Source organism: Aliarcobacter skirrowii CCUG 10374, assembly GCF_003544835.1.
Classification (GTDB): Bacteria; Campylobacterota; Campylobacteria; order Campylobacterales; family Arcobacteraceae; genus Aliarcobacter; species Aliarcobacter skirrowii.
This window is the reverse complement of the sequence record NZ_CP032099.1, coordinates 1,388,282-1,412,937: the sequence shown is the minus strand read 5'-3', so window position 1 is coordinate 1,412,937 and position 24,656 is coordinate 1,388,282. Positions and strand designations below refer to the sequence as shown.

The 24,656-nt window shown below is 25.3% G+C and carries 25 protein-coding genes; all 25 read left to right on the top strand.

Features of this window, described 5'->3' with window-relative positions; all coding sequences use genetic code 11:
* Positions 1–6 precede the first annotated feature (6 nt).
* The 25 genes from ASKIR_RS07395 (at position 7) to ASKIR_RS07275 (ending at position 24,655) form a co-directional block, all read left to right on the top strand.
* Positions 7–1,047, top strand: a complete 1,041-nt coding sequence (locus ASKIR_RS07395; RefSeq protein ID WP_066350149.1) for a D-alanine--D-alanine ligase — start codon at positions 7–9, stop codon at positions 1,045–1,047.
* A 1-nt stretch (position 1,048) separates the two neighbouring features.
* Positions 1,049–1,768 (top strand): alpha/beta fold hydrolase, encoded by a 720-nt coding sequence (locus ASKIR_RS07390; RefSeq protein ID WP_066350150.1) that lies wholly within the window; start codon positions 1,049–1,051, stop codon positions 1,766–1,768.
* Complete coding sequence (locus tag ASKIR_RS07385) at positions 1,755–3,170, top strand: Mur ligase family protein (RefSeq protein ID WP_066350151.1); 1,416 nt, start codon at positions 1,755–1,757, stop codon at positions 3,168–3,170. The genes ASKIR_RS07390 and ASKIR_RS07385 overlap by 14 nt, the downstream gene beginning before the upstream one ends.
* A gap of 8 nt (positions 3,171–3,178) precedes the next feature.
* Complete coding sequence (locus ASKIR_RS07380) at positions 3,179–3,667, top strand: HIT family protein (RefSeq protein WP_066350152.1); 489 nt, start codon at positions 3,179–3,181, stop codon at positions 3,665–3,667.
* A gap of 69 nt (positions 3,668–3,736) precedes the next feature.
* The gene (locus tag ASKIR_RS07375) at positions 3,737–5,206 is read left to right on the top strand and encodes a type II secretion system protein GspD (RefSeq protein WP_082946352.1); all 1,470 of its coding nucleotides are present in this window, start codon (positions 3,737–3,739) and stop codon (positions 5,204–5,206) included.
* A gap of 24 nt (positions 5,207–5,230) precedes the next feature.
* On the top strand, positions 5,231–6,136 hold the full coding sequence (locus ASKIR_RS07370) for a radical SAM/SPASM domain-containing protein (protein ID WP_082946353.1): 906 nt from the start codon (positions 5,231–5,233) through the stop codon (positions 6,134–6,136).
* Positions 6,129–6,917: an EI24 domain-containing protein gene (locus ASKIR_RS07365; protein WP_066350157.1), complete on the top strand. Its 789-nt coding sequence runs from the start codon at positions 6,129–6,131 to the stop codon at positions 6,915–6,917. Before ASKIR_RS07370 ends, ASKIR_RS07365 begins: the two co-directional genes overlap by 8 nt.
* 2 nt (positions 6,918–6,919) lie before the next feature.
* Positions 6,920–7,648 carry an inositol monophosphatase family protein gene (locus ASKIR_RS07360; protein WP_170256954.1) on the top strand — a complete coding sequence of 243 codons (729 nt, stop codon included), beginning with the start codon at positions 6,920–6,922 and terminating at the stop codon, positions 7,646–7,648.
* A gap of 40 nt (positions 7,649–7,688) precedes the next feature.
* The gene (locus ASKIR_RS07355; protein WP_066159487.1) at positions 7,689–7,943 is read left to right on the top strand and encodes a YfhL family 4Fe-4S dicluster ferredoxin; all 255 of its coding nucleotides are present in this window, start codon (positions 7,689–7,691) and stop codon (positions 7,941–7,943) included.
* A 1-nt stretch (position 7,944) separates the two neighbouring features.
* Positions 7,945–9,414, top strand: a complete 1,470-nt coding sequence (locus tag ASKIR_RS07350) for a Ppx/GppA phosphatase family protein (RefSeq protein ID WP_066159490.1) — start codon at positions 7,945–7,947, stop codon at positions 9,412–9,414.
* Entirely contained in the window at positions 9,411–10,424 is a 1,014-nt protein-coding gene (waaC, locus tag ASKIR_RS07345; protein ID WP_066350159.1) for a lipopolysaccharide heptosyltransferase I, read from the top strand. Before ASKIR_RS07350 ends, waaC begins: the two co-directional genes overlap by 4 nt.
* Positions 10,408–11,313, top strand: a complete 906-nt coding sequence (locus ASKIR_RS07340) for an LpxL/LpxP family acyltransferase (protein ID WP_115588208.1) — start codon at positions 10,408–10,410, stop codon at positions 11,311–11,313. The genes waaC and ASKIR_RS07340 overlap by 17 nt, the downstream gene beginning before the upstream one ends.
* Before the next feature lie 5 nt (positions 11,314–11,318).
* Positions 11,319–11,669, top strand: a complete 351-nt coding sequence (locus ASKIR_RS07335) for a diacylglycerol kinase (protein WP_115588209.1) — start codon at positions 11,319–11,321, stop codon at positions 11,667–11,669.
* A 44-nt stretch (positions 11,670–11,713) separates the two neighbouring features.
* Complete coding sequence (locus tag ASKIR_RS07330; protein ID WP_115588210.1) at positions 11,714–12,490, top strand: glycosyltransferase family 32 protein; 777 nt, start codon at positions 11,714–11,716, stop codon at positions 12,488–12,490.
* A 1-nt stretch (position 12,491) separates the two neighbouring features.
* Positions 12,492–13,472, top strand: a complete 981-nt coding sequence (locus ASKIR_RS07325) for a polysialyltransferase family glycosyltransferase (RefSeq protein ID WP_115588211.1) — start codon at positions 12,492–12,494, stop codon at positions 13,470–13,472.
* Positions 13,473–13,544: 72 nt separating this feature from the next.
* Positions 13,545–14,795 (top strand): PIG-L family deacetylase, encoded by a 1,251-nt coding sequence (locus ASKIR_RS07320; RefSeq protein ID WP_164966874.1) that lies wholly within the window; start codon positions 13,545–13,547, stop codon positions 14,793–14,795.
* On the top strand, positions 14,792–15,853 hold the full coding sequence (locus ASKIR_RS07315) for a glycosyltransferase (protein ID WP_115588213.1): 1,062 nt from the start codon (positions 14,792–14,794) through the stop codon (positions 15,851–15,853). Before ASKIR_RS07320 ends, ASKIR_RS07315 begins: the two co-directional genes overlap by 4 nt.
* Positions 15,850–17,112 carry an O-antigen ligase family protein gene (locus ASKIR_RS07310; protein ID WP_115588214.1) on the top strand — a complete coding sequence of 421 codons (1,263 nt, stop codon included), beginning with the start codon at positions 15,850–15,852 and terminating at the stop codon, positions 17,110–17,112. Before ASKIR_RS07315 ends, ASKIR_RS07310 begins: the two co-directional genes overlap by 4 nt.
* On the top strand, positions 17,109–18,275 hold the full coding sequence (locus ASKIR_RS07305) for a nucleotide sugar dehydrogenase (RefSeq protein ID WP_115588215.1): 1,167 nt from the start codon (positions 17,109–17,111) through the stop codon (positions 18,273–18,275). The genes ASKIR_RS07310 and ASKIR_RS07305 overlap by 4 nt, the downstream gene beginning before the upstream one ends.
* 10 nt (positions 18,276–18,285) lie before the next feature.
* On the top strand, positions 18,286–19,032 hold the full coding sequence (locus ASKIR_RS07300) for a glycosyltransferase family 2 protein (RefSeq protein ID WP_174694318.1): 747 nt from the start codon (positions 18,286–18,288) through the stop codon (positions 19,030–19,032).
* 3 nt (positions 19,033–19,035) lie between these two features.
* Positions 19,036–19,782, top strand: a complete 747-nt coding sequence (locus ASKIR_RS07295) for a lipopolysaccharide kinase InaA family protein (protein WP_228198739.1) — start codon at positions 19,036–19,038, stop codon at positions 19,780–19,782.
* Positions 19,779–20,702, top strand: a complete 924-nt coding sequence (locus ASKIR_RS07290; RefSeq protein ID WP_115588217.1) for a glycosyltransferase family 9 protein — start codon at positions 19,779–19,781, stop codon at positions 20,700–20,702. Before ASKIR_RS07295 ends, ASKIR_RS07290 begins: the two co-directional genes overlap by 4 nt.
* Positions 20,692–21,762, top strand: coding sequence for a hypothetical protein (locus ASKIR_RS07285; protein WP_115588218.1), 1,071 nt, complete (start codon positions 20,692–20,694; stop codon positions 21,760–21,762). Before ASKIR_RS07290 ends, ASKIR_RS07285 begins: the two co-directional genes overlap by 11 nt.
* Entirely contained in the window at positions 21,755–23,701 is a 1,947-nt protein-coding gene (locus ASKIR_RS07280) for an LTA synthase family protein (RefSeq protein ID WP_115588219.1), read from the top strand. Before ASKIR_RS07285 ends, ASKIR_RS07280 begins: the two co-directional genes overlap by 8 nt.
* Positions 23,702–23,710: 9 nt before the next feature.
* Positions 23,711–24,655 carry a glycosyltransferase family 9 protein gene (locus tag ASKIR_RS07275; protein WP_115588220.1) on the top strand — a complete coding sequence of 315 codons (945 nt, stop codon included), beginning with the start codon at positions 23,711–23,713 and terminating at the stop codon, positions 24,653–24,655.
* Position 24,656: the final 1 nt, after the last annotated feature.

The window sequence follows — 24,656 nt, the reverse complement described above, 5'->3', positions numbered from 1 at the left end:
TATAAAATGAAAATAGCAATAGTTTTTGGTGGTATAAGTTTTGAGCATGAGATTTCAATAGTAAGTTCAATTGCCATGAAAGATGTTTTAAAAGATGAGTTAATATATATATTTATAGATAAAGATAGAGATTTATATGAGATTCCAAGTTCTAAAATAAATTCAAAACTATTTAGTAGTGCAGAGTACTTAAAATTTGATAAAGTTTTTTTAAAAAAGGGTGGATTTTATAAAGTATCTGGACTATTTAAAAAAGAGCAAAATATTGATTTTGATGTGGTTTTAAATCTATCACATGGTGGAGATGGAGAAGATGGAGTTTTATCTTCAGTTTTAGATTTTTATAATATCCCTTTTATAGCTCCAAGAACAGAAGCTTGTGTAGTTAGTTCAAATAAATTTATTACAAAAGGATATGCACAAAGTGTTGATGTAAAAACTCTACCTTACAAATACTATACAAAAAATGATAGTATAAAAGTTGATATGTTTCCAGTTATCTTAAAACCAGTAAAGCTAGGTAGCTCTATTGGAGTATCTATTGTAAAAAATCAAGAAGAGTTAGCTTATGCTCTTGATGTTGCTTTTGAGTTTGATGATGCAATTATAATTGAGCCTTTTATTAGTGGAGTAAAAGAGTATAACCTAGCTGGTACAAAAGTAAATGGAGAGTTTATTTTCTCAATTATTGAGGAGCCCCAAAAAGCTGAGTTTTTGGATTTTGATAAAAAATATTTAGATTTTTCAAGAACATCAAAAGCTTTAGAGGTTGATTTAGGTGAGAAATTAAACAGTGAGATAAAAGAGAGTTTTAAAAAAATTTACAACACTCTTTTTGAAGGTTCAATAATAAGATGTGATTTTTTTGTAGTTGAAGATAAAGTATATTTAAATGAGATAAACTCAATTCCAGGATCTATGGCAAACTATTTGTTTGAAGATTTTCAAGATCTTTTTACAAAAGTTGCTTCAAATTTACCTAAAAAGAAGTTTATTCCTATAAATTATGAGTATGTAAATAAAATTCAAGTTGCAAAAGGAAAGTAGTTTGGCACTAAAAAGCATAAATGTTGATGGAAAAGTTTTTGATATATCTTATGAGATAGTAAATCCAAATGCAAAAAAAGATATAGTTTTTCTTCATGGTTGGGGTTCAAATAAAGAGATTATGAAAAAAGCATTTGGAACTTTTTTAAGTTCTTACAGGCACATATATATAGATATGCCAGGATTTGGAAATAGTGAGAATATATATGAACTTACAACAGCAGATTATGCACAAATAATAAAAGAGTTTTTAAAAAAATTGGATTCAGATTTTTTTGCAGTTGCAGGACACTCATTTGGTGGTAAAGTTGCAACTTTATTAAATCCACAAAATTTAATTTTATTAAGTAGTGCTGGAGTTTTAGAGAAAAAACCACTAAAAGTTAGATTAAAGATATCTTTAGCCAAATTTTTTAATAAAGTTAAGTTAAAAAGTATAACAAAAAGATTTAGAAGTAAAGATGTAGTAAAAATGAGTGAAAATATGTACAAAACATTTAAAAATGTTGTAGATGAGGATTTTACTCCTATTTTTGCAAAACAGATAAATAAAACACTTATATTTTGGGGATTAGAAGATAAAGCCACTTCTATAAAATCAGGAGAAAAAATTTCAAATATTATAGAGAATTCAATTTTCTATAAATTAAGTGGAGATCACTACTTCTTTTTAAAACACTCAAAACAGATATGCGAAATAATAGAATATGAACTATTTTAATTTTTTTATCAATTTTATAGCTATTTTTGCTCTCTCTTGGTATTTAATACTAAATCTTCAATGGTATAACTATAAGTTACAAAGGGTTGTTTTAAATCATCATAAAAAAGTTTGGCATCTTTTTTATTTTATTCTTCCATTACTTTTATGGATAGTATTAAAAGAGATATACTTTGCACCAATTTTAATTTTATATTTAATCGCACTATATTTTTGGGCAAAAAAACTTGATAGAAGTTTGGTTTACACAAAAAGAGTTCAAAGATTTTTTATAATATTAACTATAATATTAATTTTTGGATACTTTTTTGCTTCAAAAATCTACTTTTTATTTGCTATTTTTTTAACAATATTATTATCAAATCTTACAGAAAAATTAATGTTTAATTTTTATAAAAAAATTGCAAAAAGAAGACTAAATAGCATAAAAGATTTAAAAATTGTTGCAATTACAGCATCTTATGGAAAAACATCTATAAAAAACTTTTTATACCATATTTTAAAAAATCATTTTAATACTTACAAAACTCCAAGAAGTGTAAATACAATTGCAGGGCTTGTTTTAGATGTAAATATGGATTTACCTTCAAATACTCAAATTTATATAGCAGAAGCAGGAGCTAGAGTAAAAGGTGATATTAAAACAATAGCAAACTTTCTTGAACCTCAAATTTGTGTAGTTGGAACGATTGGAGAGCAACATATTGAGTATTTTAAAAGTTTAGAAAATATTCAAAATACAAAAAAAGAGTTATTAAGTTCAAAAAGATTAGAGAAAGCATTTGTTCATAAAAGTGCAGATGCAAAAGAGTCTTTAAATATTGATATTTTTCCAAAAAATTTAGAGATTTTAGATAGTAGTTTAGATGGAATTAGATTTAGTTTTGAGATAAATGATAAAAAAGAGGAGTTTTTTGCCCCAATTTTAGGAAGTTTTAATGCTATAAATTTAAGTGCTGTGATTTTAGTTGCAAACTATTTAAAAATAGATATAAAAAGCATAAAAGATTCTTTAAAAACTCTTCCTCAAGTAGAACATAGACTTCAAAAAATTGAAGCAAATGGTAAAGTGATAATTGATGACTCATTTAATGGAAATTTTGAAGGAATGATTGAAGCTTTTAATCTTTGTAAAACTTACAGTGGAAGAAAGGTTATTATTACTCCAGGACTTGTTGAATCAACTATTGAAGCAAACAAAAAAATAGCTTTAAAAATAGATGAGGTTTTTGATTTTGTAATCTTAACTGGAAGTTTAAATATAGAGGTTTTAAGTCAAAATATAAATAAAGAGAAAGTTTTTATTTTAAAAGATAAATCGCAAATGCAAAATATATTAGCAAGTAGTACAAAAAGTGGTGATTTAATTCTATTTGCAAATGATGCACCTAATTTTATTTAAGGATTTTTATGGAACATCTTTATGCACCTTGGAGATACTCATATGTTAGTGAAGAGAAGATTAAAGATTGTGTTTTTTGCCATATTTTAAAAAATAGAAGTGATGAGAAATATCAAGTAATTTTTAGTGATGAACTTTGTTTTGTAGTTATGAATAAATTTCCTTATAGTCCAGGTCATATTATGGTTGTACCAAATTTTCACACATCAAATATAGAGGATTTGGAAGATATTGTTTGGCAAAGAGTTTCAAAAAGGGTGCAAGAAGCTGTTAGGCTTTTGAAAGATATTATGCCTTGCGAGGGTGTTAATATTGGAATGAATTTAGGTCGTGCAGCTGGTGCTGGAATTGAGCAGCATGTTCACTATCATCTAGTTCCAAGATGGATAGGTGATACAAATTTTATTACAACAATAGCTCAAACTAGAGTATATCCAGCAAATTTTTCTGATATTTTTAAAAAGTTAAAAGATAAGTCAAAAATATATTTTAAATAATTTTTCTTTACTTTGTAGTTTTATTTTGCTAACATAATTTTTTCTTATTAAATTTTTTGGGGGGAACTTATGAAAAATTTTGCAAGATACTCTCTATTTTTAATACTCTTTTTTAATCTTAGTTTCTCAAATGATAATATAAATATAAATTTCTCAAAAATTGACTTAAATGAACTTATAAAAATTAGTTCAAAGATACTCAAAAAAGATATTTTAATATCTGATAAATTAGATATTAAAGTTGATTTTGTATCAAATAAAACCCTAAATAAAGATGAACTTTTAAATATTTTAAGAGCAATCTTAAATGAAAACAACTATGTTTTAGAGGATTTTATCTCTTTTTATAAAATCTCAAGAAAAGAGTCAAAAATAGCTTCAAAAGATGATATTTTGATTTATGAACTAAAAAATAGTGAAGTTGAAAATATATATAAAATTTTAGAGGAATTTTTAAAAAATAGGAGTTTAAATGGTGATGAAAAAACTTTAATTGTTCCAAATATTGAATCAAACTCTTTGATTGTTTTTTCAAATCAAAAGAGTTTAAATAGTATAAAAAAGCTTATAGATAGTCTTGATAAAGAGAGTTTACAAGTATATATTGAAGCTAAGATTATAGAGGTTAATAATGAGCTTGTTGATAAGGTTGGAGTATCTTATGGAATAAGTGCAGCTTCAAGTTCAAGTGGTGGAATTATGGCATTAAGTACAAAGTTAAATGGTGGTTCATTTGCAATTGATGAAGCTATAGGAAGTTTGGGAATAGATATAAGAAATCAAAATTTAAAAAGTGGTGTATCTTTGGCTGCAAGTTTGAATTTGCTTAAACAAAAAGGTGCTTTGGATATTGTCTCACAACCTTCAATTTTAGCAATAAATAATAAAGAGAGCTTTATTTATGTTGGTGAAAAAATATCAATGCAAACTTCAAGTAGTTTAACAGATGGAGGTACATCTAAATCAGATTATGAAAGAGAAGATGTTGGATTAACTTTGAAAGTAAAACCTAGAATTTCAAAAGATAATAAAGTTGCTTTACAAATAAGCGCTTTGTTGGAGGCTGTAAAACTAAACAAAGTAGGAGCTGGTGACAATCCTGATACTTTGAAAAAAGAGATAAATACAACTGCAATTTTAAACAATGGAGAGAGTGTAATAATTGGTGGATTAATAGAGAATAAAAATGAAAATATAGAAGAAAAAGTTCCACTTTTAGGAGATATTCCAATTCTTGGGGCACTTTTTAGAAATAGTGTTACACTAAATAAAAAGAGCAATTTAGTGATTATAGTAACTCCATATATCGTTCCAAAAGATAAAGGAGTTAGTTTTATTCGAGAAAAACTTTCACAACTTAAAGATATAGAGGATATTTACTTACAAAAGAGTTTAGAAGATATTGAAAAAAAAGAGAACAAAAAAGAGAAAGTAGTACAAAAACAAGAGAGTCAAAAAAGCAACAATAATAGAAAAGATCCAATGCAAACATTAATAGATAGTACAAACTCTTCAAGCGATGATTTTTATAACTTTTGATATACTTTTGCAAAAACTAAAGGAATTGTTATAGCAAAGTTTAAAAAAGTTCATATTGAGCTTACAAATATATGCAATTTAAAGTGTTCATTTTGTCCTCCAAAAAATTTACCAAACAAAATTATGAGTTTAGATTTTTTTGATAGATTAAATAGTGAGCTAAAAGAGTTTACAAATGAACTTGCATATCATATAGTTGGTGATCCTTTAGTTTTAACAAATTTAGAAGAGTATTTAAAGATTAGTAAAAAACATAATCTTAAAGTAAATATTACAACAACTGCAAATAATATTTCACAAAAGCACTACAAAGCTTTATTAAATAGTGCTATAAAACAGATAAATTTCTCAATAAATTCATACAATGCAAACTCACATAAAAAGAGTTTTGAAGAGTATTTTGAGCCTATTTTAGATTTTGTAAAGTTCGCAATGCAAAATAGTCATGATTATTTTATAAACTTTAGAATCTGGAATTTAGATGATAAAAAGAGTGCTTTGGATTTTAATAATGAAGTTTTTAATAGATTAAATCATTTTTTCAATTCAAATTTGAATATAGATGAGATTTATAGTACAAAACCAAAAAATATTAGAGTTGCTAGAAAAATATTTATTAATTTTGATGAATATTTCTCTTGGCCAACTTTAAAAAACAACATAGTTAGCCAAAAAGGTTTTTGTTATGGTTTAAGCTCTCATTTTGGAATATTGGCAAATGGAACTGTTGTTCCTTGTTGTTTGGATTTAGATGCTTCTATAAATCTTGGAGATACAAATGAAAACTCAATCAAAGATATTTTACAAAGTAGTAGAGCAAAAGCTATGATAAATGGTTTTAAAAATAATATTTTAGTTGAAGAGCTTTGTCAAAAGTGTGAATATAGAGTACGATTTGATATAAAAAATAAAGAGGAAGAGCATGAATGAAATAGAGATTTTAAAAAGAAGTATAGGTGATTTTTTTAGCTCCTCAATGCTAAAACTAGCATTAATTCCACTTCTTATTACAATGACAATTTTATATATAATATTTTTTCAAATGGCTAGTTTTGGAATAGATAGTTTGCAAATTATTGCTCAAACTTCACAAAATGGTGAAGAGATAGTTATTGATGAGAGTGCACCATTTTATTTTGTATGGTTTACATATTTAATTGTTTTTTTATTTAAATACTCAATTACATCTTGGTTGGCTGCTTTTTTAATCTATACAGTTGGAATTATTTTTATTTTTCATTTTAGTATTATTTTAACTTTGTTAATTATTGGATTTTTGACACCTTTTGTTGTTAAATATCTAAAAAAAACCCACTATAAAGATTTGATTTTAAAACCTTATGGAACAGTTTTAGGCTCTATTTATCTACTTTTAAAAACTATTTTTATAATGATATTTTTATATATAGCTTTAATACCTCTATATTTTATACCATTAATAAATATTTTGGCTATATATTTGCCTTTATATTATTTTTTCCACAAACTTTTAAACTATGATGTATCATCTACAATTTTAAGTAAAGATGAGTATAAAAAAATCTATGAAAAAAGCTCAAACTATTTTAGAGTAAGAACATTTTTTTTATATCTAATTTCAACTATTCCATTTATAACTCTTTTTGTAGCTATATTTTATGTTCTTTATCTATGCCATGCTTATTTTATGGAGCTTGAAAAAATTCAAAAAAACAGTAGTGAGGTTTTATAGTTTTGGAAAATATAAAAAATGCAGTTATAAAAGCAAATATTGAAGTTTTAAACTATTTAAAAAATAGTTTAAAAAAAGATGATTTTATATATACAAATCAGATTGGTTTTGGTGGAGATAATTCACTTAAAATCGATATTATTTTTGAAAATATTTTTATAAAACATTTAAAAGAGTTTGGAAATATTTTTAGTGAAGAGTGTGGTTTAAAAGATTTTAAAAAAGATATAACTTTTATTATTGATCCACTTGATGGAAGCAATAATTTTTTCTCAAATCTTCCATATTATGGAACATCTGTCGCAATAAAAAAAGATGAAGAGATTATTGGTGGATTTGTTGCAAATTTAGCTTTAGAAACCTTAGTATATAGATTTTTAGATGATGAGGTAATATATTTATCACTAAACAGCAATAAAGAGTTAAAAAACAGAATAAATAATAGCTCAAAAGTTGCAGTTTTTGAAAGAGGTTATAAGTATCCAGATATTTGTAAAATTTTAAATGATAAAAATATAAAGTTTAGAGTTTTAGGAGCAACAGCTATCTCTTTGGCGAATGCAAGAGATTATGATTTTGTTCTTTTTATGGGAGAATTAAGAGCTTTTGATATTGATGCAGCAATGTATATTTGTAAAGATTTATATAAAATAGTTAAAAATAATCTTATTTTTATAACAAAATCAAAAGATTGTTTTAATGATTTTAAAGAAATTATTAAACATTTTTAGGTATAACTCCAAAACCAAAATAAAAAATAGGAAAAAATAGATGGCTTTAATAATTACGGACGAATGTATTGCATGTGATGCATGTAGAGAAGAGTGCCCAAACTACGCTATTGAAGAAGGGGATCCAATTTATATTATTGATCCTGATAGATGTACTGAGTGTGTTGGTCATTATGAAGAACCACAATGTGTTGAGGTTTGTCCAGTTGATTGTATAATTTTAGATCCAGATAATGAAGAGACAATGGAAGAGTTGAAGTTTAAATACGAACAACTAATGGAAGAAGAAAACTAATATGTCGAAAATTACAACAATCATCGACATTGGTTCAAACTCAATGCGAATGGTTGTTTTAGAAAAATCTAGTAGATTTGCATTTAGTCTTATAAATGAGACAAAAAGTAGGGTGAAAATCTCAGAAGGATGCTATGAAAATGGTGGTATGCTTCAAGAGATACCCATGCAAAGAGCTTATGAATCTTTAAAATCTTTTTTAAATATCTCAAATGCCCTTAAATCAAGAAAAATTCTTTGTGTTGCAACATCTGCTTTAAGAGATGCTCCAAACTCTAATGTTTTTTTAAGTAGAGTAAAACAAGATTTAGGTCTTAATATTAAGATTATAAATGGTGAAAAAGAGTCATATTATGGGGGAGTAGCTACTTCAAATTTGCTTCATGATGATAACTTTGTAACAGTAGATATTGGTGGTGGAAGTACAGAGTTTTGTTTTGTTGAAGATGGAAAAATAGTAAAATCTTTATCACTTGATATTGGAACAGTTAGAATTAGAGAGTTATATTTTAATAAAAACAATCTTGATGGTGCAAAAACTTATATTCTTGAAAATCTAAAAAAAGTTTTAAATTGTGGTGTTAATACTCCTTCAAAAGTTGTTGGAATTGGTGGAAGTATTAGGTTTTTATCAAAATTAATTATGCAAAAAAATGCTTACCCACTTGACTCAATTCATGGCTTTACTTATGATGTAAAAAATGAGCAAAAACTTTTTTTAGATATTTTAAAAACAGAATCAAACGAAGAGTTAGAGGCTTTGGGTGTAAAAAAAGATAGATTTGATACTATAAAAGAGGGTACATTTATCTTTAAAACTATTATTGATGAGTTAAATATTAAAACTGTTGTAACTTCTGGAGTGGGTGTGCGAGAGGGAGTTTATTTAACAGATTTATTAAGAAATCAAAATCATAAATTTCCTTCTAATTTTAATGTAAGTGTTAGAAGTCTACTTGATAGATTTCAAATATGTGAAAAACAGAGTGCATATTTAGGAAGAAGTGCTAAAGAGATTTTTGAGGTTTTAAAACCACTTCATAAGCTTGATGATAAGTTCTCAACACTTTTAGTTGTTGCTTCGAAACTGCATTCAATTGGGGTTAGATTAAACTTTTATAAATCAAATGATAATGCTTTTGATTTTATTTTAAATGGTTTAACTTATGATTTTTTACACACTTCAAGAGTAACTGTTGCTTATATTTTGAAGTTTTCAAAAAAATCTCTACCAAAAGAGAGTGATATTGAAAAATATAAAGAGCTGTTGCCACCTTTGGAAACTTTAAGATGGCTCTCTTTTATGCAAGCTTTAAACCTAGCAATAAATATTGACTACTCAAATCCAAAGACACAATATGCTTTAAAAGAGAATATTCTAACAATTGAGCTTGAAAATAACTCATTTTTATTAAGCTCTCAAATAGATAAACTTGAACTTCCAGATGGTTTGGAGCTTGGAATTTTATGATAAAAAAAATTGCAATTGTTAGATTATCTGCAATGGGTGATATTATTCACTCAATGACAGCTTTGCAATTTATAAAAGCAAAATATCCAAATATCCAAATAGATTGGTTTGTTGAAGAGGGATTTGCTGGCGTTTTAGAAAACAATCCTCATGTTGACAATATTATAAGATTAAATTTAAAAAGTATAAAAAAAAACAGATTTGAGATTTTTAATCAGATTAAACTTGTAAGAAGTTTAAAAAAAAACAGTTATGATTTAGTAATAGATACTCAAGGACTTTTAAAATCTGCAATAGTAGCTAGACTGCTTGGGAAAAAAAGAGCTGGTTTTTGTAAAAATTCAACTAGAGAAAAAATAGCAAGTTGTTTTTATAATAAAAAGATATCAATTTCATATGATAAAAATGTAATTGATAGAAACTGCTATTTGATAAGTAAGGCTTTGAATTTTGAAATTACAAAAGATGAGATTGTAAATAAAGAGCCTTTTTTATTTTTTAAAGATGAGAGTGGTATAATCTACGACTATTTAGAAAAAGATAGAAAAAATATTTTGTTTGTTGTTGGTGCTAGTTGGCCAAGCAAAATTTATCCTAAAGAGAAGTTTGCAAAAATTGCTTCAAGTTTAAATGAGAATTTTTTAATTGCTTGGGGAAGTGAGCAAGAAAAAGAGATGGCTAAGTTTATAGAGCAAAATTCAAATGCAAGAGTTTTGCCAAAACTAGATTTAAATAGTTTAAAAGCTTTGATTTCAAAAGTTGATTTGACTATTGGAAATGATACAGGACCAACTCATATATCTTGGGCTTTAAATATTCCAACAATAACTATTTTTGGGAATACTCCAGCTTATAGAAACACATATGAAACAAATATAAGCAAAACTGTAAAATCAAAATCTATTGTAAACCCTTATAAAATAGATAAAAATGATTTTTCAATTCAAGATATAGATGAAGAAGAGATTATAAAGATTGCAAAGGAGCTTTTAAATGATAGAAAAGATTAAAGACTATTTTATACTTATTTTATACTATATTTTTCTATTTTTATTTTTTATAACTCCAAAGTTCTTAATGGAGAAATTTTTAAAATTTTTGGCTTTTTTAGCCTACAAAGTAGATAAAAAGCATCTAAAAATTGCACGAGCAAATATTGATTTAGTTTTTAAAGATAGTTTAACTAAGAGTAGAAAAGAGGAGATAATTTATAACTCATATAAATCTTTATGTTTTAATATGTATGAGCATATAGAGAATCAAAGAGTAAACAAAGAGATACTTTTTTCAAAAGCAAATATTTTAAATAAAGAGATAATAGAAAAAGCTTTTAAAGATAATAGAAAAATTATATATATAACGGCTCATTATGGTGGTTGGGAGATAACACTGCCTTATATTGCTATGATGTTTGGTGAAATTGCTGTTGTAAATAGAAGAATGGATAATCCATATATTCAAAAAAAATATGAGATAGGAAGAAGTAAAAACCGTATTACAATGCTTGAGAAAAAGAGTGCTGCAAAAGGTATGCTAACTGCTTTTAAAGAGAATAAAAGTATAGCCGTAGTTATTGATCAACACATAGGTAGTGGAATAGATATAGAGTTTTTAGGACAAAAAGTAAAAGCAACAGACTCAACAGCAAGAGTTGCACTAAAATTTGATGCAATTATTATTCCAATTTTTACAGTAAATAATGGTTTTAGAGATTGGACAATAGAGGTTCAAGAGCCAATTGATGTAAAAACTTATGAGTTTAAAAGCGAAGATAAAATAAAAGAGCTAACGCAAATTCAAAACGATATTGTATCTAATCAAATTTTGAAAAAACCAGACTTTTGGCTTTGGCAGCATAAGCGTTTCAAAGCTTATAATGATGAAATTTATAAAAAGTAAAATATATGCAAAATAAACCTAAATATAGTTTTTTTAAAAATTGGAAATATGCTTGTGATGGGTTAATAACTGCTATAAAAACAGAGAGCTCTTTTAGGCTTGAGCTGTTTTGTGCAATATTTATTGTAGCTTTGATTTTGTATGTTGATACAACTTTAACAAATAAGCTTATACTTTTAGTTACTGGGATTTTGGTTTTAATAGTAGAACTTTTAAACTCTGCAATTGAAAATGTGGTTGATTTGTGTACAAAAGAGATTCATCCACTTGCTAAAAATGCCAAAGATTTAGGCTCAACTGCTGTTATGTTTACAATTGGTTTGCATTTGGTTTGTTGGATGATAATTTTAATATAAATTTTGATATCATTCAAACTCATTTCAAATAAGGAAACAAAGTTATGTTTTTTGCAATATTAATAAATCGTTTATGTAAAATTTTCGGTGCACTTTTAAAAGGTATATCTTATATCATCTATTTTATTTTCCCAAAACTTAGATTTACAATTCCAAAAGTTAGTAAAGCAAAAATATCATCAAAAAAAAGTTCTCTTGTACCTAAAATAATTTGGCAAACAAACTATTCAAATGTTGTTACTCTTCCTGTTTATATAAACTATTTATTTAATAGACTTATGTCTTTAGATTGGGAATATAGATATGTAAGTACTGAAGATAGATTGGAATATATAAAACAAAATGCACCTAAAAATTATATTGATGCTTTTGAACAATTAACAGATGGTGCAGCTCAAGCTGATTTTTGGAGATTATTTGTTTTAAACAATATTGGTGGAGTTTATATGGATATAGATGCTCATATTGTTTTGCCTCTATCAAAACTAATTAAACCAGAGGATAAAGAGCTATTTATTAAATCAAAAGTTAGATACAACAACTATTTTTTGGCAACTGCTCCAAATAATAAACACTTTAAAAATACACTTGATTTGATAGTTGATAATATTGAAAATAGAAGAGTAGAAGGTGGAGTTTATAGCCTTACAGGACCAATGGCACTAAATCAAGCAATAGGTGATCAAGCAATAAATTATAAACTATATAAATATGTTTGTATTCAAGGAAGTTTTACAAATGAGTATTTTCAATATATGGATAAACCAAGAGGAAAATGGACTCATGCTAAGAAAGAGAATTTATTAAAAAAGGTTGATTAAAATGGAAAACAAAAAGAATCTATTTGTTATTAATTCTCCACTGCAACTTTTAAATTCACAAGAAGCTATTTATAAATTTGAATTAAAAAATATTATAATAGTAGCTATTTATAACAGAAGTGTTAAGAATATAGAACAAATAGAAGCTCAACTTGAAAAAATAGATTGCGATGAAATAGTAAGATTTAATCCACTAAAAGAGGGTAAGCTACAAGGATATGTAAAGTTAATAAAGTATTTGAAGAAATACAATTATGAATATATATTTACAGGAGAGATTGAAGATTTTAGATTTAGAGCAATTGTTGCTAATCTGAATAAGACAAAGTTATTTTTATTAGATGAAGGTAGCGCCACGGTTGTTTTATATGAGAATGTAATAAAAAAAAATAGAATAAATAAATTTAAATTAAAAAGTATAAAATTTGTTTTAAATGGATTAAAAATAAATCTAAAAGATACTATAAATTTTTTTACATATTATGATTTTAAGCCTTTAAATAATGGTGCAGTAGTAAAAAATAAATTGGAATATCTAAAAAAAGATTTTAACCTAGATAAATTTGTTTATGATGATACTTTATTTTTTTTAGGGCAACCTTTACATATATTTTATGATATTGAAGAATTCAAAAATAGTTTTAAAAGAATTATAGAAAAAAACAAAGATAAACAAATAGTATATATTCCTCATAGAGAAGATAAGGAAACATTTAAAATTATAGCAGATAATTATAATCGAATAAATATTTTAGAGTTAAATCAACCAATAGAAAAATATTTCTTACAAGTAGGAATATATCCAAGAAATCTAATTTCATACTCATCTACAGCTTTAACTACTATAAAAATAATATTTCCAAATTGTTTAGTAAAGTATATAAAAAATAATAAACCAAATTTGGAATTAAATGATATTAAAAATTTAGATTTTATTTATAAATATTTTAAAAAGAATAATATTTTAGAATTTATGGATTAAAAAATGTTTTTTTTGACTATTTTAATATTACTTTTGATTATTATATATGTTTTAATTTCTACTAGAAAAAAAATGTATAAATATAAAACAAAACAAGATTATTTTTATGATTTTAAAAAATCAAAAAAGTTTGATTTAAAAGAATTGATAAATTTACAAGATTATGATAAAAATCAAACACTTATACTTAAAATAAAAATTAAATCTACATTTTTATCAAAAATATTTCCTCCCTATGTGAGGATCTATTCTAATCAAAAAGAAGAAAAGACTTTTTTTGAACATGGTGCACATGGTATTAGATATATAGATATTAGCTCTTTTTGTGGAATGGAAAATATTAAACTTTTTACAAAAAATTGTAAAATAATTTCAAGTAATGTAGAGATTTTTGATTTTGAAAATTTGGATATAAAAAATAAAAAAATTTTAATAATAGCTCCTCATGCTGACGATGCAGAAATATCATCATTTGGTCTCTATAGCAGTGCTAAAGAAAGCTTCATCGTTACTGTTACCGCTGGTGAAGGATCTTGTAAATTTTGTGATTTTGATTGTGATAAAGAATTGAAAGCTAAAATTAAAGGAAATTTGAGAATTTTTGATGCTTTGACAACTGGATTATTAGGAAAAGTAAAATATGAAAATAGCTTAGCTTTGGGCTATTTTAATGAAACAATTAAGATTATGTATGAAAATAAAAATAAATTAGTTTCTTCAAAAACAGCTGGAATATCTGATATAAACTATTTTAGAAGAGTAAATCATTCAAGTATTGCGACTAACTCAAAACCAAAATCAAATTGGGATTCTTTATTAAATGATTTTGAATGTATTATTAATTCTATAAAACCAGATTTTATAGTAACATTACATCCACAGATTGATTCAAATATAGATCATAAATATATAACTTTAGCTATTATAGAAGCAATGGAAAAGTTAAATTGTGAAGAAATAAAATTATTAACTCTTACTAATCATTTAACTCAAAATGAATTCTATCCTTACGGAAATATGTTTTCTACTACAGCTTTAGCTCCTAGATTCAAAACATCTTTTATTTTTGATAGTATATATTCACATAAGCTATCACGAGAGCAACAAATGTATAAATATTATGCATTAGAATCAATGCATGATTTAAGAGATTCTACTATTCAAATAGGTTTTAAGAAAGCATTTCTTTTTGCTTTTAGACAATTAAGAAGATATTTAAGTGGAAAAGAAAAAAGTTATTATAGAAGAAGTGTTAGAACAAATGAAATTTTTTATGTAACAAACTATAAAGACTTAAAAAGAGCTTATGAGGATATATTGTGAAAAAACATTTAGCAATAGTTTGCCCAACAGGAAATTTTGGTGGAATGGAACTAGATAGTATAAAATTAGCAAAAAAATTGCATCCTTATTGTAATATAGTATTTATAACAAAAAAAGATGGTTTTTTGGATAAAAATTTTAACAGTTATATATTAAAAGAAGCTAGTGTTAATTTAGAAACTTTTGAAAAAAATAGTTTTTTATTTTTTAAAACTATTTTAGATTTTAAAAGAATAATAACAAATTACAATATACAAAATATAATATATTTTGGAACAAGTAAATTGCAACTTATGTATTGTGCAATTTATGGAACAGATATTAATCTTATAGTTAGACATGGTACAACAAGAGCAAAACCAAAGAATAGTCTTTTTCACAAAATAATTTATAGTAGAGTTAATAATCATATAGCAATTAGTGAACACTTACTTGAAAATGTGAAAAAAACTTTTCCATTTGGAAACAAAACAAAATCTACTTTGATATATCCATCAATTAAAATTTTTACATATGAAAAAAAGAAAAATGAAAAGTTAAATATATTACATGTTGGAAGAATTGTAAAAGGTAAAGGTCAAATTGATGCAATAAAAGCTTGTGATATTTTAATAAAAAATGATATAGATTTTGAATTTTTTATAGTTGGTGGATATGAAGATGGATATGAAGAAGAGTTTGCAAACTTTTATAAAGAGATAGAATATAAAGATAAAATCAAATTAATTGGATTTACAAATGAAGTAGATAAATATTTTATAAAAGCAGATATTTTCTTATTTCCTAGTTATGGAGAAGGATTTGGAAATGCTTTCATAGAATCTATTGCTTATGGATGTAAAGCAATTTCATATGAAAATACAACATTTATAGAGTTTAAAAATTTAGGATTTGAATTTGCAATTGTAGAAAATAAAAATATAGAACAATTGAAAATAGCTCTTTTAAACACTGCAAAGGGTTTAGTTGAGGTTGATTTGAATAAAAATATTAATTTACTAAAAAATAATTTTTTAGAAAAAATTGAAATACAAAAATATTTGGATGTGTTAGTATGATAGATTATTTTAGAGGAATAAAACAAGATTATTTTAAAATATATATGTTTGTATATATTTTCTTCTTACCATATAATTTTTTTAGTGGCTTTTTTAGTAATCTTACTATTTTTTTATTTATTTGGTGGCTATTTATTGGTAAAAAAAGAGGATATTTTACAAGATTAAAAGAAATATCTAAAAATAAGCCTTTAGTTTTATTTTATATGTTTATTTTTTATGCAATACTATCTTTATTTTGGAGTGATAACATCAAAATTGGTATTGAAGAACTAGAATACTATAAATATTATCCAATGATTACAATAGTGTTTTTTTCTGTATTTAATAAAGAAGATGTAAAAATGGCATTTTATGTTATTACATTTAGTTTCGCACTATATGCTCTATTTTCTTTATCTATATATATGGAGTTTTTTACTGTTCAATTAAAAGATGAAATATCGAATAAAGCTAATCCAAGAGGTATTTTGCCATATGCAGTTGTTACTTTTTATATGGCATTTAATGTTTTACTTTCTATCTATTTTGCTATAAAAGAACAAAATAATAAACTGAAATATTTATTTTTATTTATAGCAATTTTTTCATTTTTTACAATTCTTGTTAATAATGGAAGAATGGGGCAATTGAGTTTTTTATTTTCACTTATAGTGTTAATGGTTTATTATAGACAATATTTATATCAATACAAAAAAATTATAATATTGATATTTTTATTGATGGTTCTTTGTATTTTTTACCTTTATAATATTAATAAAATGGATAGATATTTTCTTGGATTTCAACAGTTACAACATGCTTATGAAAATAAAGAATATGTTGGAAGCTGGGGAGCTAGATTATTTATGTGGAATGCCGCAACAGAGCTTATACCAAAAAATTTTTTATTCGGAACAGGAGTAGGGGATGCATTTGTAGAACTTGAAGAGTATAAAAATCAAAATTCAGAGATATTGAATGGTTGGATAACTCACTACCATAATCATTATTTTGAATATATAGCTAAATTTGGAATTTTTGGTTATTTTATATTTTTGATAAGTATTGTTTTTCTTCTAAAAATATTATATAAGCAAGAAAAAGATTTCTTTTATATAGCACTTGTTTTTTACTCTATGTTTTTTATAAATGGTGTAGGTGATAGTATTATACAAATGAGTAATTTTGATAATTTTTTTATATTAGTTTTTGTTTTATTATCAATCACTATAAAAGAGAATTCAAAATATAAAATAGGAGATAAAAAAATAATATGAAAATAGCAATAGCAGGAACAGGATATGTAGGCTTATCAAATGGATTACTCTTAGCTAAACACAATGAAGTAGTTGCTCTTGATATAATTCCTTCTAAAGTAGAGATGATTAACAATAAAATATCTCCTATTGAAGATAAGGAGATTAAAGAGTATTTAAAAAAAGATAACATAAATTTTAAAGCTACTTTAGATAAGAATGAAGCTTATAAAGATGCTGATTTTATAATTATTGCAACTCCTACTGATTATGATCCACAAACTAACTACTTTAACACAAAAAGTGTTGAAGCAGTAATTAAAGATGTATTAGAGATAAATGCAAATGCAACTATGATTATAAAAAGTACAGTTCCTGTTGGATATACAAAAAGCTTAAAAGAGAAATTTAATACAAATAATATAATCTTCTCTCCAGAGTTTTTAAGAGAAGGAAAAGCTTTATATGATAATTTATACCCAAGTAGAATAATTGTAGGTGAACAAAGTAAAAGAGCAGAACTTTTTGCTTCACTACTAGAGCAAGGTGCTATTAAAAAAGATATTTCAATTTTATTTACAAATTCAACTGAAGCAGAAGCTATTAAACTATTTTCAAATACATATTTAGCTATGAGAGTTGCTTACTTTAATGAACTTGACTCTTACGCTCAAACTCATAACCTTGATACTAAACAAATTATTGATGGTGTAGGATTAGATCCAAGGATTGGAACTCATTATAATAATCCAAGCTTTGGATATGGTGGTTATTGCTTACCTAAAGATACAAAACAATTACTAGCAAATTATAAAGAAGTGCCAAGTAATTTAATAGAAGCTATTGTAAAATCCAACTCTACAAGAAAAGATTTTATAGCAGATAGTATTATTAGAAAAAATCCAAAAATTGTAGGTATTTATAGACTTGTAATGAAAACAGGCTCAGATAATTTTAGAAGTTCAGCAATTCAAGGAATAATGAAAAGAATAAAAGTAAAAGGTATTGAAGTAGTAATATATGAACCAGTGCTAGAAGAGGAGACTTTTTTTAACTCAAAAGTAATAAAAGATTTAGAAGAGTTTAAAAAAGTATCAGATGTAATAGTAGCAAATAGATTAAACGAAAATCTTAAAGATGTAGAAGAAAAAGTTTATACTAGAGATATTTTTGGAAATGATTAAGGAGAAAAGTTTGAAAATTACAGCGAATATTATTACTCTAAATGAAGAAAAAAATATTGAAGCAGTTATTAAATCTGTTCAAAGTGTGTGTGATGAAGTTTTAGTAGTTGATTCATTAAGTAGTGATAGAACTTGTGAAATTGCAGAAAGTTTAGGTGCAAAAGTTATAAAACAAGGATATTTGGGAGATGGACCACAAAAAGCATTTGGTGCACCTTATGCTTCAAATGACTGGATCTTAAGTATAGATGCTGATGAAAGACTTGATTTAAATGCAATAGAAGAGATAAAAAAATTGGATTTAGAAAATAGTTTTTATGATGGGTATTCATTTGCTAGAAAAACATTTGTTGGAAAAAACTATATAAAACTTTGGTATCCAGATAGAGTTGTAAGACTTTATAATCGTAAAAAATGTGGTTTTTCAACTGCAAAAGGACATGCTAGAGTTGAAGCAAAAAGTGTTTGTGATTTAAAAGCTGATATGTTGCATTACTCTTATGATGATTATATACATATGATAAGAACAACTGAAAAATTTATAAAAAGAGGTGCAATTTTAGCACACGAAGAAGGTAAAAAAGCAACAGTCTTTGATCCAATTATTCATGGATTAGGAGCTTTATTTAAAGCTTTAATATTAAAAGCTGGAGCATTTCATGGAATTAATGGATGGAATGTAGCAGTGATTTCAGCATATAGTTCATATATGAAGTATGCTATTATGTTGGATATGCAAAGAAATGTAAAAGGCTAAGATTTGATTAAATATAAATTAAATAAAAATTATGAAAATATTAAAGATTTTTTGTTAAATATAAAAGATTTTTTTAAACAAAACTCAAACACCATTCATAAAGCAAGAAATGAATTAAAAGTTATAGAATATAAAAATGTTCAAACAGTTGTCAAGGCTTTTAAAATCCCAAATATTTTAAATCAAATAGTTTATGCCTATTTTAGAGATTCAAAAGCAAAAAAATCTTACGAGAATGCTGTAAAACTTAAACAATTAAATATAAATACACCCAATCCTATTGGATATATTGAGTTTTATAGAAGTTTTTTATTTAAAGAAAGTTTTTTTATTAGTGAAAAATTAAATTATTTATTTACTATTCGTGAGCCATTAAGAAATACTATGCTAAATGATAGAGAATTAATTATAAAAAGATTTGTTGCATTTACTTATAATTTACATAAAAATAGTGTTTATCACAAAGATTATTCAGCTGGCAATATACTAGTTTTTAAAAATAAAAATGATGAGTATGATTTTAGTATAGTTGATATAAATAGAATGGAATTTAAAAATATTGATTTAGAAACTGGTTTAGATAATTTTGCAAAATTATGGTTAGATGAAGATAGTTTAAAATTAATTGCAACTGAGTATGCAAAATTATTACAAACTAATGAAAAAATAGCTATTGATATTTTGAAAAAATATGATAAAAAATTAAAAAACTTTGTAGAATTTAAAAGAAAAATAAGAGGAAGAAATTGAATCTTTTAATCACAAGACACGATAAAATAGGTGATTTTTTAGTTAGTTTACCTCTTTTTAAAGCTATAAAAGAGCAATACCCATCTACAAAATTAACAGCCCTTGTATCTAAAATCAATTTTGATTTTGCAAAGAGTTTAGATTTTATAGATGATGTGATTTTATATGATAAAAGTGATTTAAATAAGACTCTACAAGATATAAAATCAAAAAAGTTTGATGTATCAATATCTTGTTTTATAGATACCTCTTTGGCAATTTTATTATTTAAAAGTAGAATCAAAAAAAGAGTTGCACCTGCCACAAAAATTGCACAAATATTTTTTAATATTAGAGTTAAACAAAGAAGAAGCAAGGTAGAAAAAACAGAGTGGCAATATAATCTTGATTTGGCAAAAGCTATTTTTCCTGATATAAAACTAGATTTTAAAAGACCACTTTTAAATCTTGATGTAAAAAAAGATAAAAGAGTAATTTTTCATGCTGGTTTTGGTGGAAGTAGCGATGGAAATTTGAGCTTAGATGATTATTTGAGTTTAGCAAGAAGTATTAAAGATAGTGAGTATGAAGTAGTTTTCTCTTTTGGACCTGATGATGAAAAATCAAAAGAGTATATTGAGTCAAAACTAGATTTCAAAGCTACAATTTATAACTCAAAAGGTACTTTGCTTGAATTTACAAAATATATTGCATCTTCAACTCTTTTTGTAAGCACTTCAACAGGACCTATGCATCTTGCAGGTGCAACAAACTCAAAAACTTTATCATTTTTTGGAGATAGTTTATTTGCAAGTAGTAAAAGATGGGCAACTATAAGTGATGAAAAATATCAAAATAATTTTATGCTAAATAAAAACTATTCAAAAGATGATTACATCAAAATAGAAAATTGTTTAAAAGAGATTTTAGATGTCAAATAAACATTTTGTTTGGGATAATTTCTCAGATCAACCACATGTTATAAAAGATAAAGCTTTTAAAAAAGTCATGAGAAAACAGCATAAAAAAGATTTTATAAAACTTATTCTTACTTCACTTTTTATTTTGCCTTTATCAATTCTTTTTATGAAACTATTTCGTGGAAAAATAGAAACTTCAAATAAAGATTTTATTGGACTTGGAGTAAATTTAGATAAAGATGATGGTAAAAATACTCAGCAAGATTTAATTGAAGAGTTGGGTGTAAAAAATCTAATTATTAGAGTTCCATTAAGTGATATTTTAAATATTGACTCTTATGTAAATTTTGCACAAAGTTTTAATTTAAAAACTCCTAAAAATATCTTGATAAATATTATTCAAGATAGATTTAATATTGAAAATCATGAAATCTTAGAGAAAAATTTAGATTTAATATTTAAAAAATTTAAAAATATTTCAAATGAGTTTCAAATAGGAACTACAATAAATAGATTGAAATGGGGATTTTTTAGTGTAGAGGAGTTTATAAGATTTTATAAAGTTGCACAAAAACTAAAAGAGCAAAAATATACAAATATAAAACTTCTTGGACCATCTGTTATAGATTTTGAATACTACTACAATGCAAGAGCTATGTTTAATTTTCAAAATATTAAATATGATATCACTTCAGCACTACTTTATGTAGATAGAAGGGGAAAACCACAAAATACTCAGTATGGTTTTTTTGATACAAAAAATAAAATAGATATGCTTTTTTCACTTGTAAAATTAAGCCCAAAAACTTTAAGTGATGATATATATATTACAGAAGTTAATTGGCCAATATCAAACACAGTTCCATATGCACCTACAAGTGAAAAAGAGTGTGTAAGTTGTGAAGATTATACAAAATATATGTTGGATTATCTTAAAATTGCACGAGATTCAAAAAAAATAAAAAAAGTTTTCTGGCATCAACTAATCGCACCTGGTTATGGTTTAGTTGATAATAGAGATGGAAAAATTTTAAAATATCCACAATTTTATGCCTTTAAGGAAATGTTACAAAATGTTTAAGAATAGATATACGCAAACTTTTACAGCAATTATTTTATCTTTGCTTATACTATCTTCTCTTAGAATCTTTTTCTATTTTAAATATCAATATTTTTTTGAAGATTTAACATTTTATGAGACATTTATATCTTTTATATTTGGTTTAAGAGTTGATATTATTACTCTTTTTACATTTGTTGGAATATTTATTTTACTTCTTCTTTTACCCTTTAAATTTACATTTAATATTTATTATAGAGTTTTTTTAGCTATTTTATGGAGTTTAGTTTTTATCTCTATTTTAGCTCTATGTATAGCAGATATTATATATTTTGAGTTTAGTCAAAGACATGTTTCAAATGAACTTTTGAGCTTAGCAGATGATATGAATATAATATTTGATATGGCTTTTGGTTCACTAATTTACTACACTATCACATCGTTTATTATATTTATTCTACTTACTCTTTTATTTGTTAAAATTTTTAAATCGCCTTTGAAAAATCAATTTTTAAGAAAAAGAGACTATTTTTACTTTTTTTTAATTATTCTTATGTTGTTTGCAGGAATTAGAAATAGTTTTGAGAGAAAATCATTTGGAATTGTAGATGCTTATGCTGTTTCAAAAACTAGCTCAGGAGTTTTAGCTATAAATGGTTTTTACTCATTTTATAGAACTTTAGGTGTTTATCAAGGTGGCAAGAGAATAAACTTAATGAATTTTGAAGAAGCACAATCAATCGCAAAAGAGTTTTTAAAAAGTGATAAATTTATTTTTATAAATGATGATTATCCAGCACAAAGAGCTTTAAAAACAAAAGAGAATAAAAATCAATACAATATTGTTATTGTTTTGCTTGAGTCTTGGGGTGCTGAACATATTGATGGGTTTACAAAATATAAAGAGTTAAATGTAACACCATATTTCAAAAAGCTCTCAAATGAAGGACTTAAATATACAAATTTCTATGCAAATGGTTATAGATCTATTTATGGAATAACATCAGTTTATACAGGAATAACTTTACCAGCTGGATTTCAATATTTAGGAAATGGTTTAGAACTTACAAACTTAAGCTATTTAGGACAAATAGCAAAACAAAATGGATACTCTACAATTGCAGCACAAAGTTCAAATAGAAGATCATATAGAGTAGATTCTGTTTCATTATTGGCTGGTTTTGATCAGTTTTATGGAGCTGAAGATATGCCAAATGTTGAAGCTGTTGATGAAGGAAGAGAGCCAGATACAGGAACTTATGATTATAATATGTTTAGCTTTATGCATCAAAAATTAAACACTATACAAGAGCCTTTTTTAACTTTTATGTTTACTTCTACAAATCATAGCGATTTTCATCTTCCAAGTGCTAAATTTGAGAGATATCCTCACGATTTAAAGAACTATTATGGATATTTAAATAGTTTAATCTATGTTGATAATGCAATAGAGAGATTTATAGAAGGTGTTAAAAAAGAGCCTTGGTTTGATAATACTATTTTTATATTTACATCAGATCATGGAAGTGGGAATGCTTTGGGAAATATAGCAAAAGATTTAAGACCTGACGATAAGATAGTTTCTAATATAGAAGGTTATAGAATTCCACTTTTAATCTATGCACCAAAGATTTTTAAACCAAAAGAGATTGATATTTTAGGTTCTCAAAATGATATTAAACCTACAATCATTGATATATTAGGGTTTGAAAATAGCTTTAGTTCAATGGGTAACTCTTTATTTGATGAGAGTTCTAAAAATAGATTTGTTTATACATTTGGTGGGGATCAAATAGGTCTTATCACAGAAGATTGCTATATTATGTTTAACTATAAAGATACTACAAATTCTAGTTGTAAAGATGAGTTAAAAACTAAATTAGAAAAAGAGCTAAAAGCTATTGATAGTTTTGAATCATACCTTTTAGATAAAAATAGATGGCTAAACATAAAAGAATAAGGTTACAAAATGGTTAAAACGATATTTATAGAGATTCCTTCGTGGCTTGGGGATGCAATTATGGCAACACCAGCTATACAAAATATAATAAAAACATATCCAGATGCTAAAATCATACTTTTAGGTTCATATGTATCTACACAAGCTTTTAGTAACTATCCAAATATTAAACAAATAATAGTTGATGAGACAAAAAAAGAGAAAAATAGATATAAAGCTTTAATCAAATTAGCAAAAAGTATTGGAAAAGTTGATTTAGCCATATCTTTTAGAAGAAGTATATCATCAAAATTTATGATGTTTTTTATAAAAGCAAAAAAGAAGTTCAATTACAAAAGACTTACAAAAAATGAGATTCATTTAGCTATTCGATATAACGATTTTGTAAACAAAGTTTTAAAAACAGATAATGAAGTAGGGGATTTAAAACTATATTTTACTCCATATAAATATCCTAAAAAAACATTAGGAATAAATCCAGGTGCAACATATGGAAGTGCTAAAAGATGGTATCCAGAAGAGTTTGCAAAGGTTGCAATAACTTTAGCTTTAAAATATGATATTGTAATTTTTGGAGGTCCAGCTGAAACAGATATTGCAAAAGATATTGAATATGAGTTGGTTAGACAAGGAGTGCGAAACTATCAAAATTTAGCTGGGAAGACGACTATTCCTGAACTTATAGAAAAAATAGCAGGTCTAAGTCTATTTATTACAAATGATAGTGGTCCTATGCATATAGCTGCTGCTTATAAAATTAAAACTATATCAATTTTTGGACCAACAAAATATAAAGAGACAAATCAGTGGAGAAATCCAGATGGAATAATTGTTACAAAAAACCTATCTTGCTCTCCTTGTATGAAAAGAGAGTGTCCCTTAAAACATCATGATTGTATGAAGCAGATAAAAGCAAATGAGGTTTTAGAAGCTATTAGTTTGTTAGAAGAGTGAA

What these genes read in the sequence shown, in the direction of transcription:
- ASKIR_RS07340 (WP_115588208.1), top strand. Translation starts at nt 10,408, where the DNA reads ATGATAGAAAAGATTAAAGACTATTTTATACTTATTTTATACTATATT.
- ASKIR_RS07395 (WP_066350149.1), top strand. Translation starts at nt 7, where the DNA reads ATGAAAATAGCAATAGTTTTTGGTGGTATAAGTTTTGAGCATGAGATT.
- ASKIR_RS07385 (WP_066350151.1), top strand. Translation starts at nt 1,755, where the DNA reads ATGAACTATTTTAATTTTTTTATCAATTTTATAGCTATTTTTGCTCTC.
- ASKIR_RS07380 (WP_066350152.1), top strand. Translation starts at nt 3,179, where the DNA reads ATGGAACATCTTTATGCACCTTGGAGATACTCATATGTTAGTGAAGAG.
- ASKIR_RS07275 (WP_115588220.1), top strand. Translation starts at nt 23,711, where the DNA reads ATGGTTAAAACGATATTTATAGAGATTCCTTCGTGGCTTGGGGATGCA.
- ASKIR_RS07320 (WP_164966874.1), top strand. Translation starts at nt 13,545, where the DNA reads ATGTATAAATATAAAACAAAACAAGATTATTTTTATGATTTTAAAAAA.
- waaC (WP_066350159.1), top strand. Translation starts at nt 9,411, where the DNA reads ATGATAAAAAAAATTGCAATTGTTAGATTATCTGCAATGGGTGATATT.
- ASKIR_RS07285 (WP_115588218.1), top strand. Translation starts at nt 20,692, where the DNA reads ATGTCAAATAAACATTTTGTTTGGGATAATTTCTCAGATCAACCACAT.
- ASKIR_RS07310 (WP_115588214.1), top strand. Translation starts at nt 15,850, where the DNA reads ATGATAGATTATTTTAGAGGAATAAAACAAGATTATTTTAAAATATAT.
- ASKIR_RS07305 (WP_115588215.1), top strand. Translation starts at nt 17,109, where the DNA reads ATGAAAATAGCAATAGCAGGAACAGGATATGTAGGCTTATCAAATGGA.
- ASKIR_RS07325 (WP_115588211.1), top strand. Translation starts at nt 12,492, where the DNA reads ATGGAAAACAAAAAGAATCTATTTGTTATTAATTCTCCACTGCAACTT.
- ASKIR_RS07335 (WP_115588209.1), top strand. Translation starts at nt 11,319, where the DNA reads ATGCAAAATAAACCTAAATATAGTTTTTTTAAAAATTGGAAATATGCT.
- ASKIR_RS07330 (WP_115588210.1), top strand. Translation starts at nt 11,714, where the DNA reads ATGTTTTTTGCAATATTAATAAATCGTTTATGTAAAATTTTCGGTGCA.
- ASKIR_RS07365 (WP_066350157.1), top strand. Translation starts at nt 6,129, where the DNA reads ATGAATGAAATAGAGATTTTAAAAAGAAGTATAGGTGATTTTTTTAGC.
- ASKIR_RS07355 (WP_066159487.1), top strand. Translation starts at nt 7,689, where the DNA reads ATGGCTTTAATAATTACGGACGAATGTATTGCATGTGATGCATGTAGA.
- ASKIR_RS07280 (WP_115588219.1), top strand. Translation starts at nt 21,755, where the DNA reads ATGTTTAAGAATAGATATACGCAAACTTTTACAGCAATTATTTTATCT.
- ASKIR_RS07350 (WP_066159490.1), top strand. Translation starts at nt 7,945, where the DNA reads ATGTCGAAAATTACAACAATCATCGACATTGGTTCAAACTCAATGCGA.
- ASKIR_RS07375 (WP_082946352.1), top strand. Translation starts at nt 3,737, where the DNA reads ATGAAAAATTTTGCAAGATACTCTCTATTTTTAATACTCTTTTTTAAT.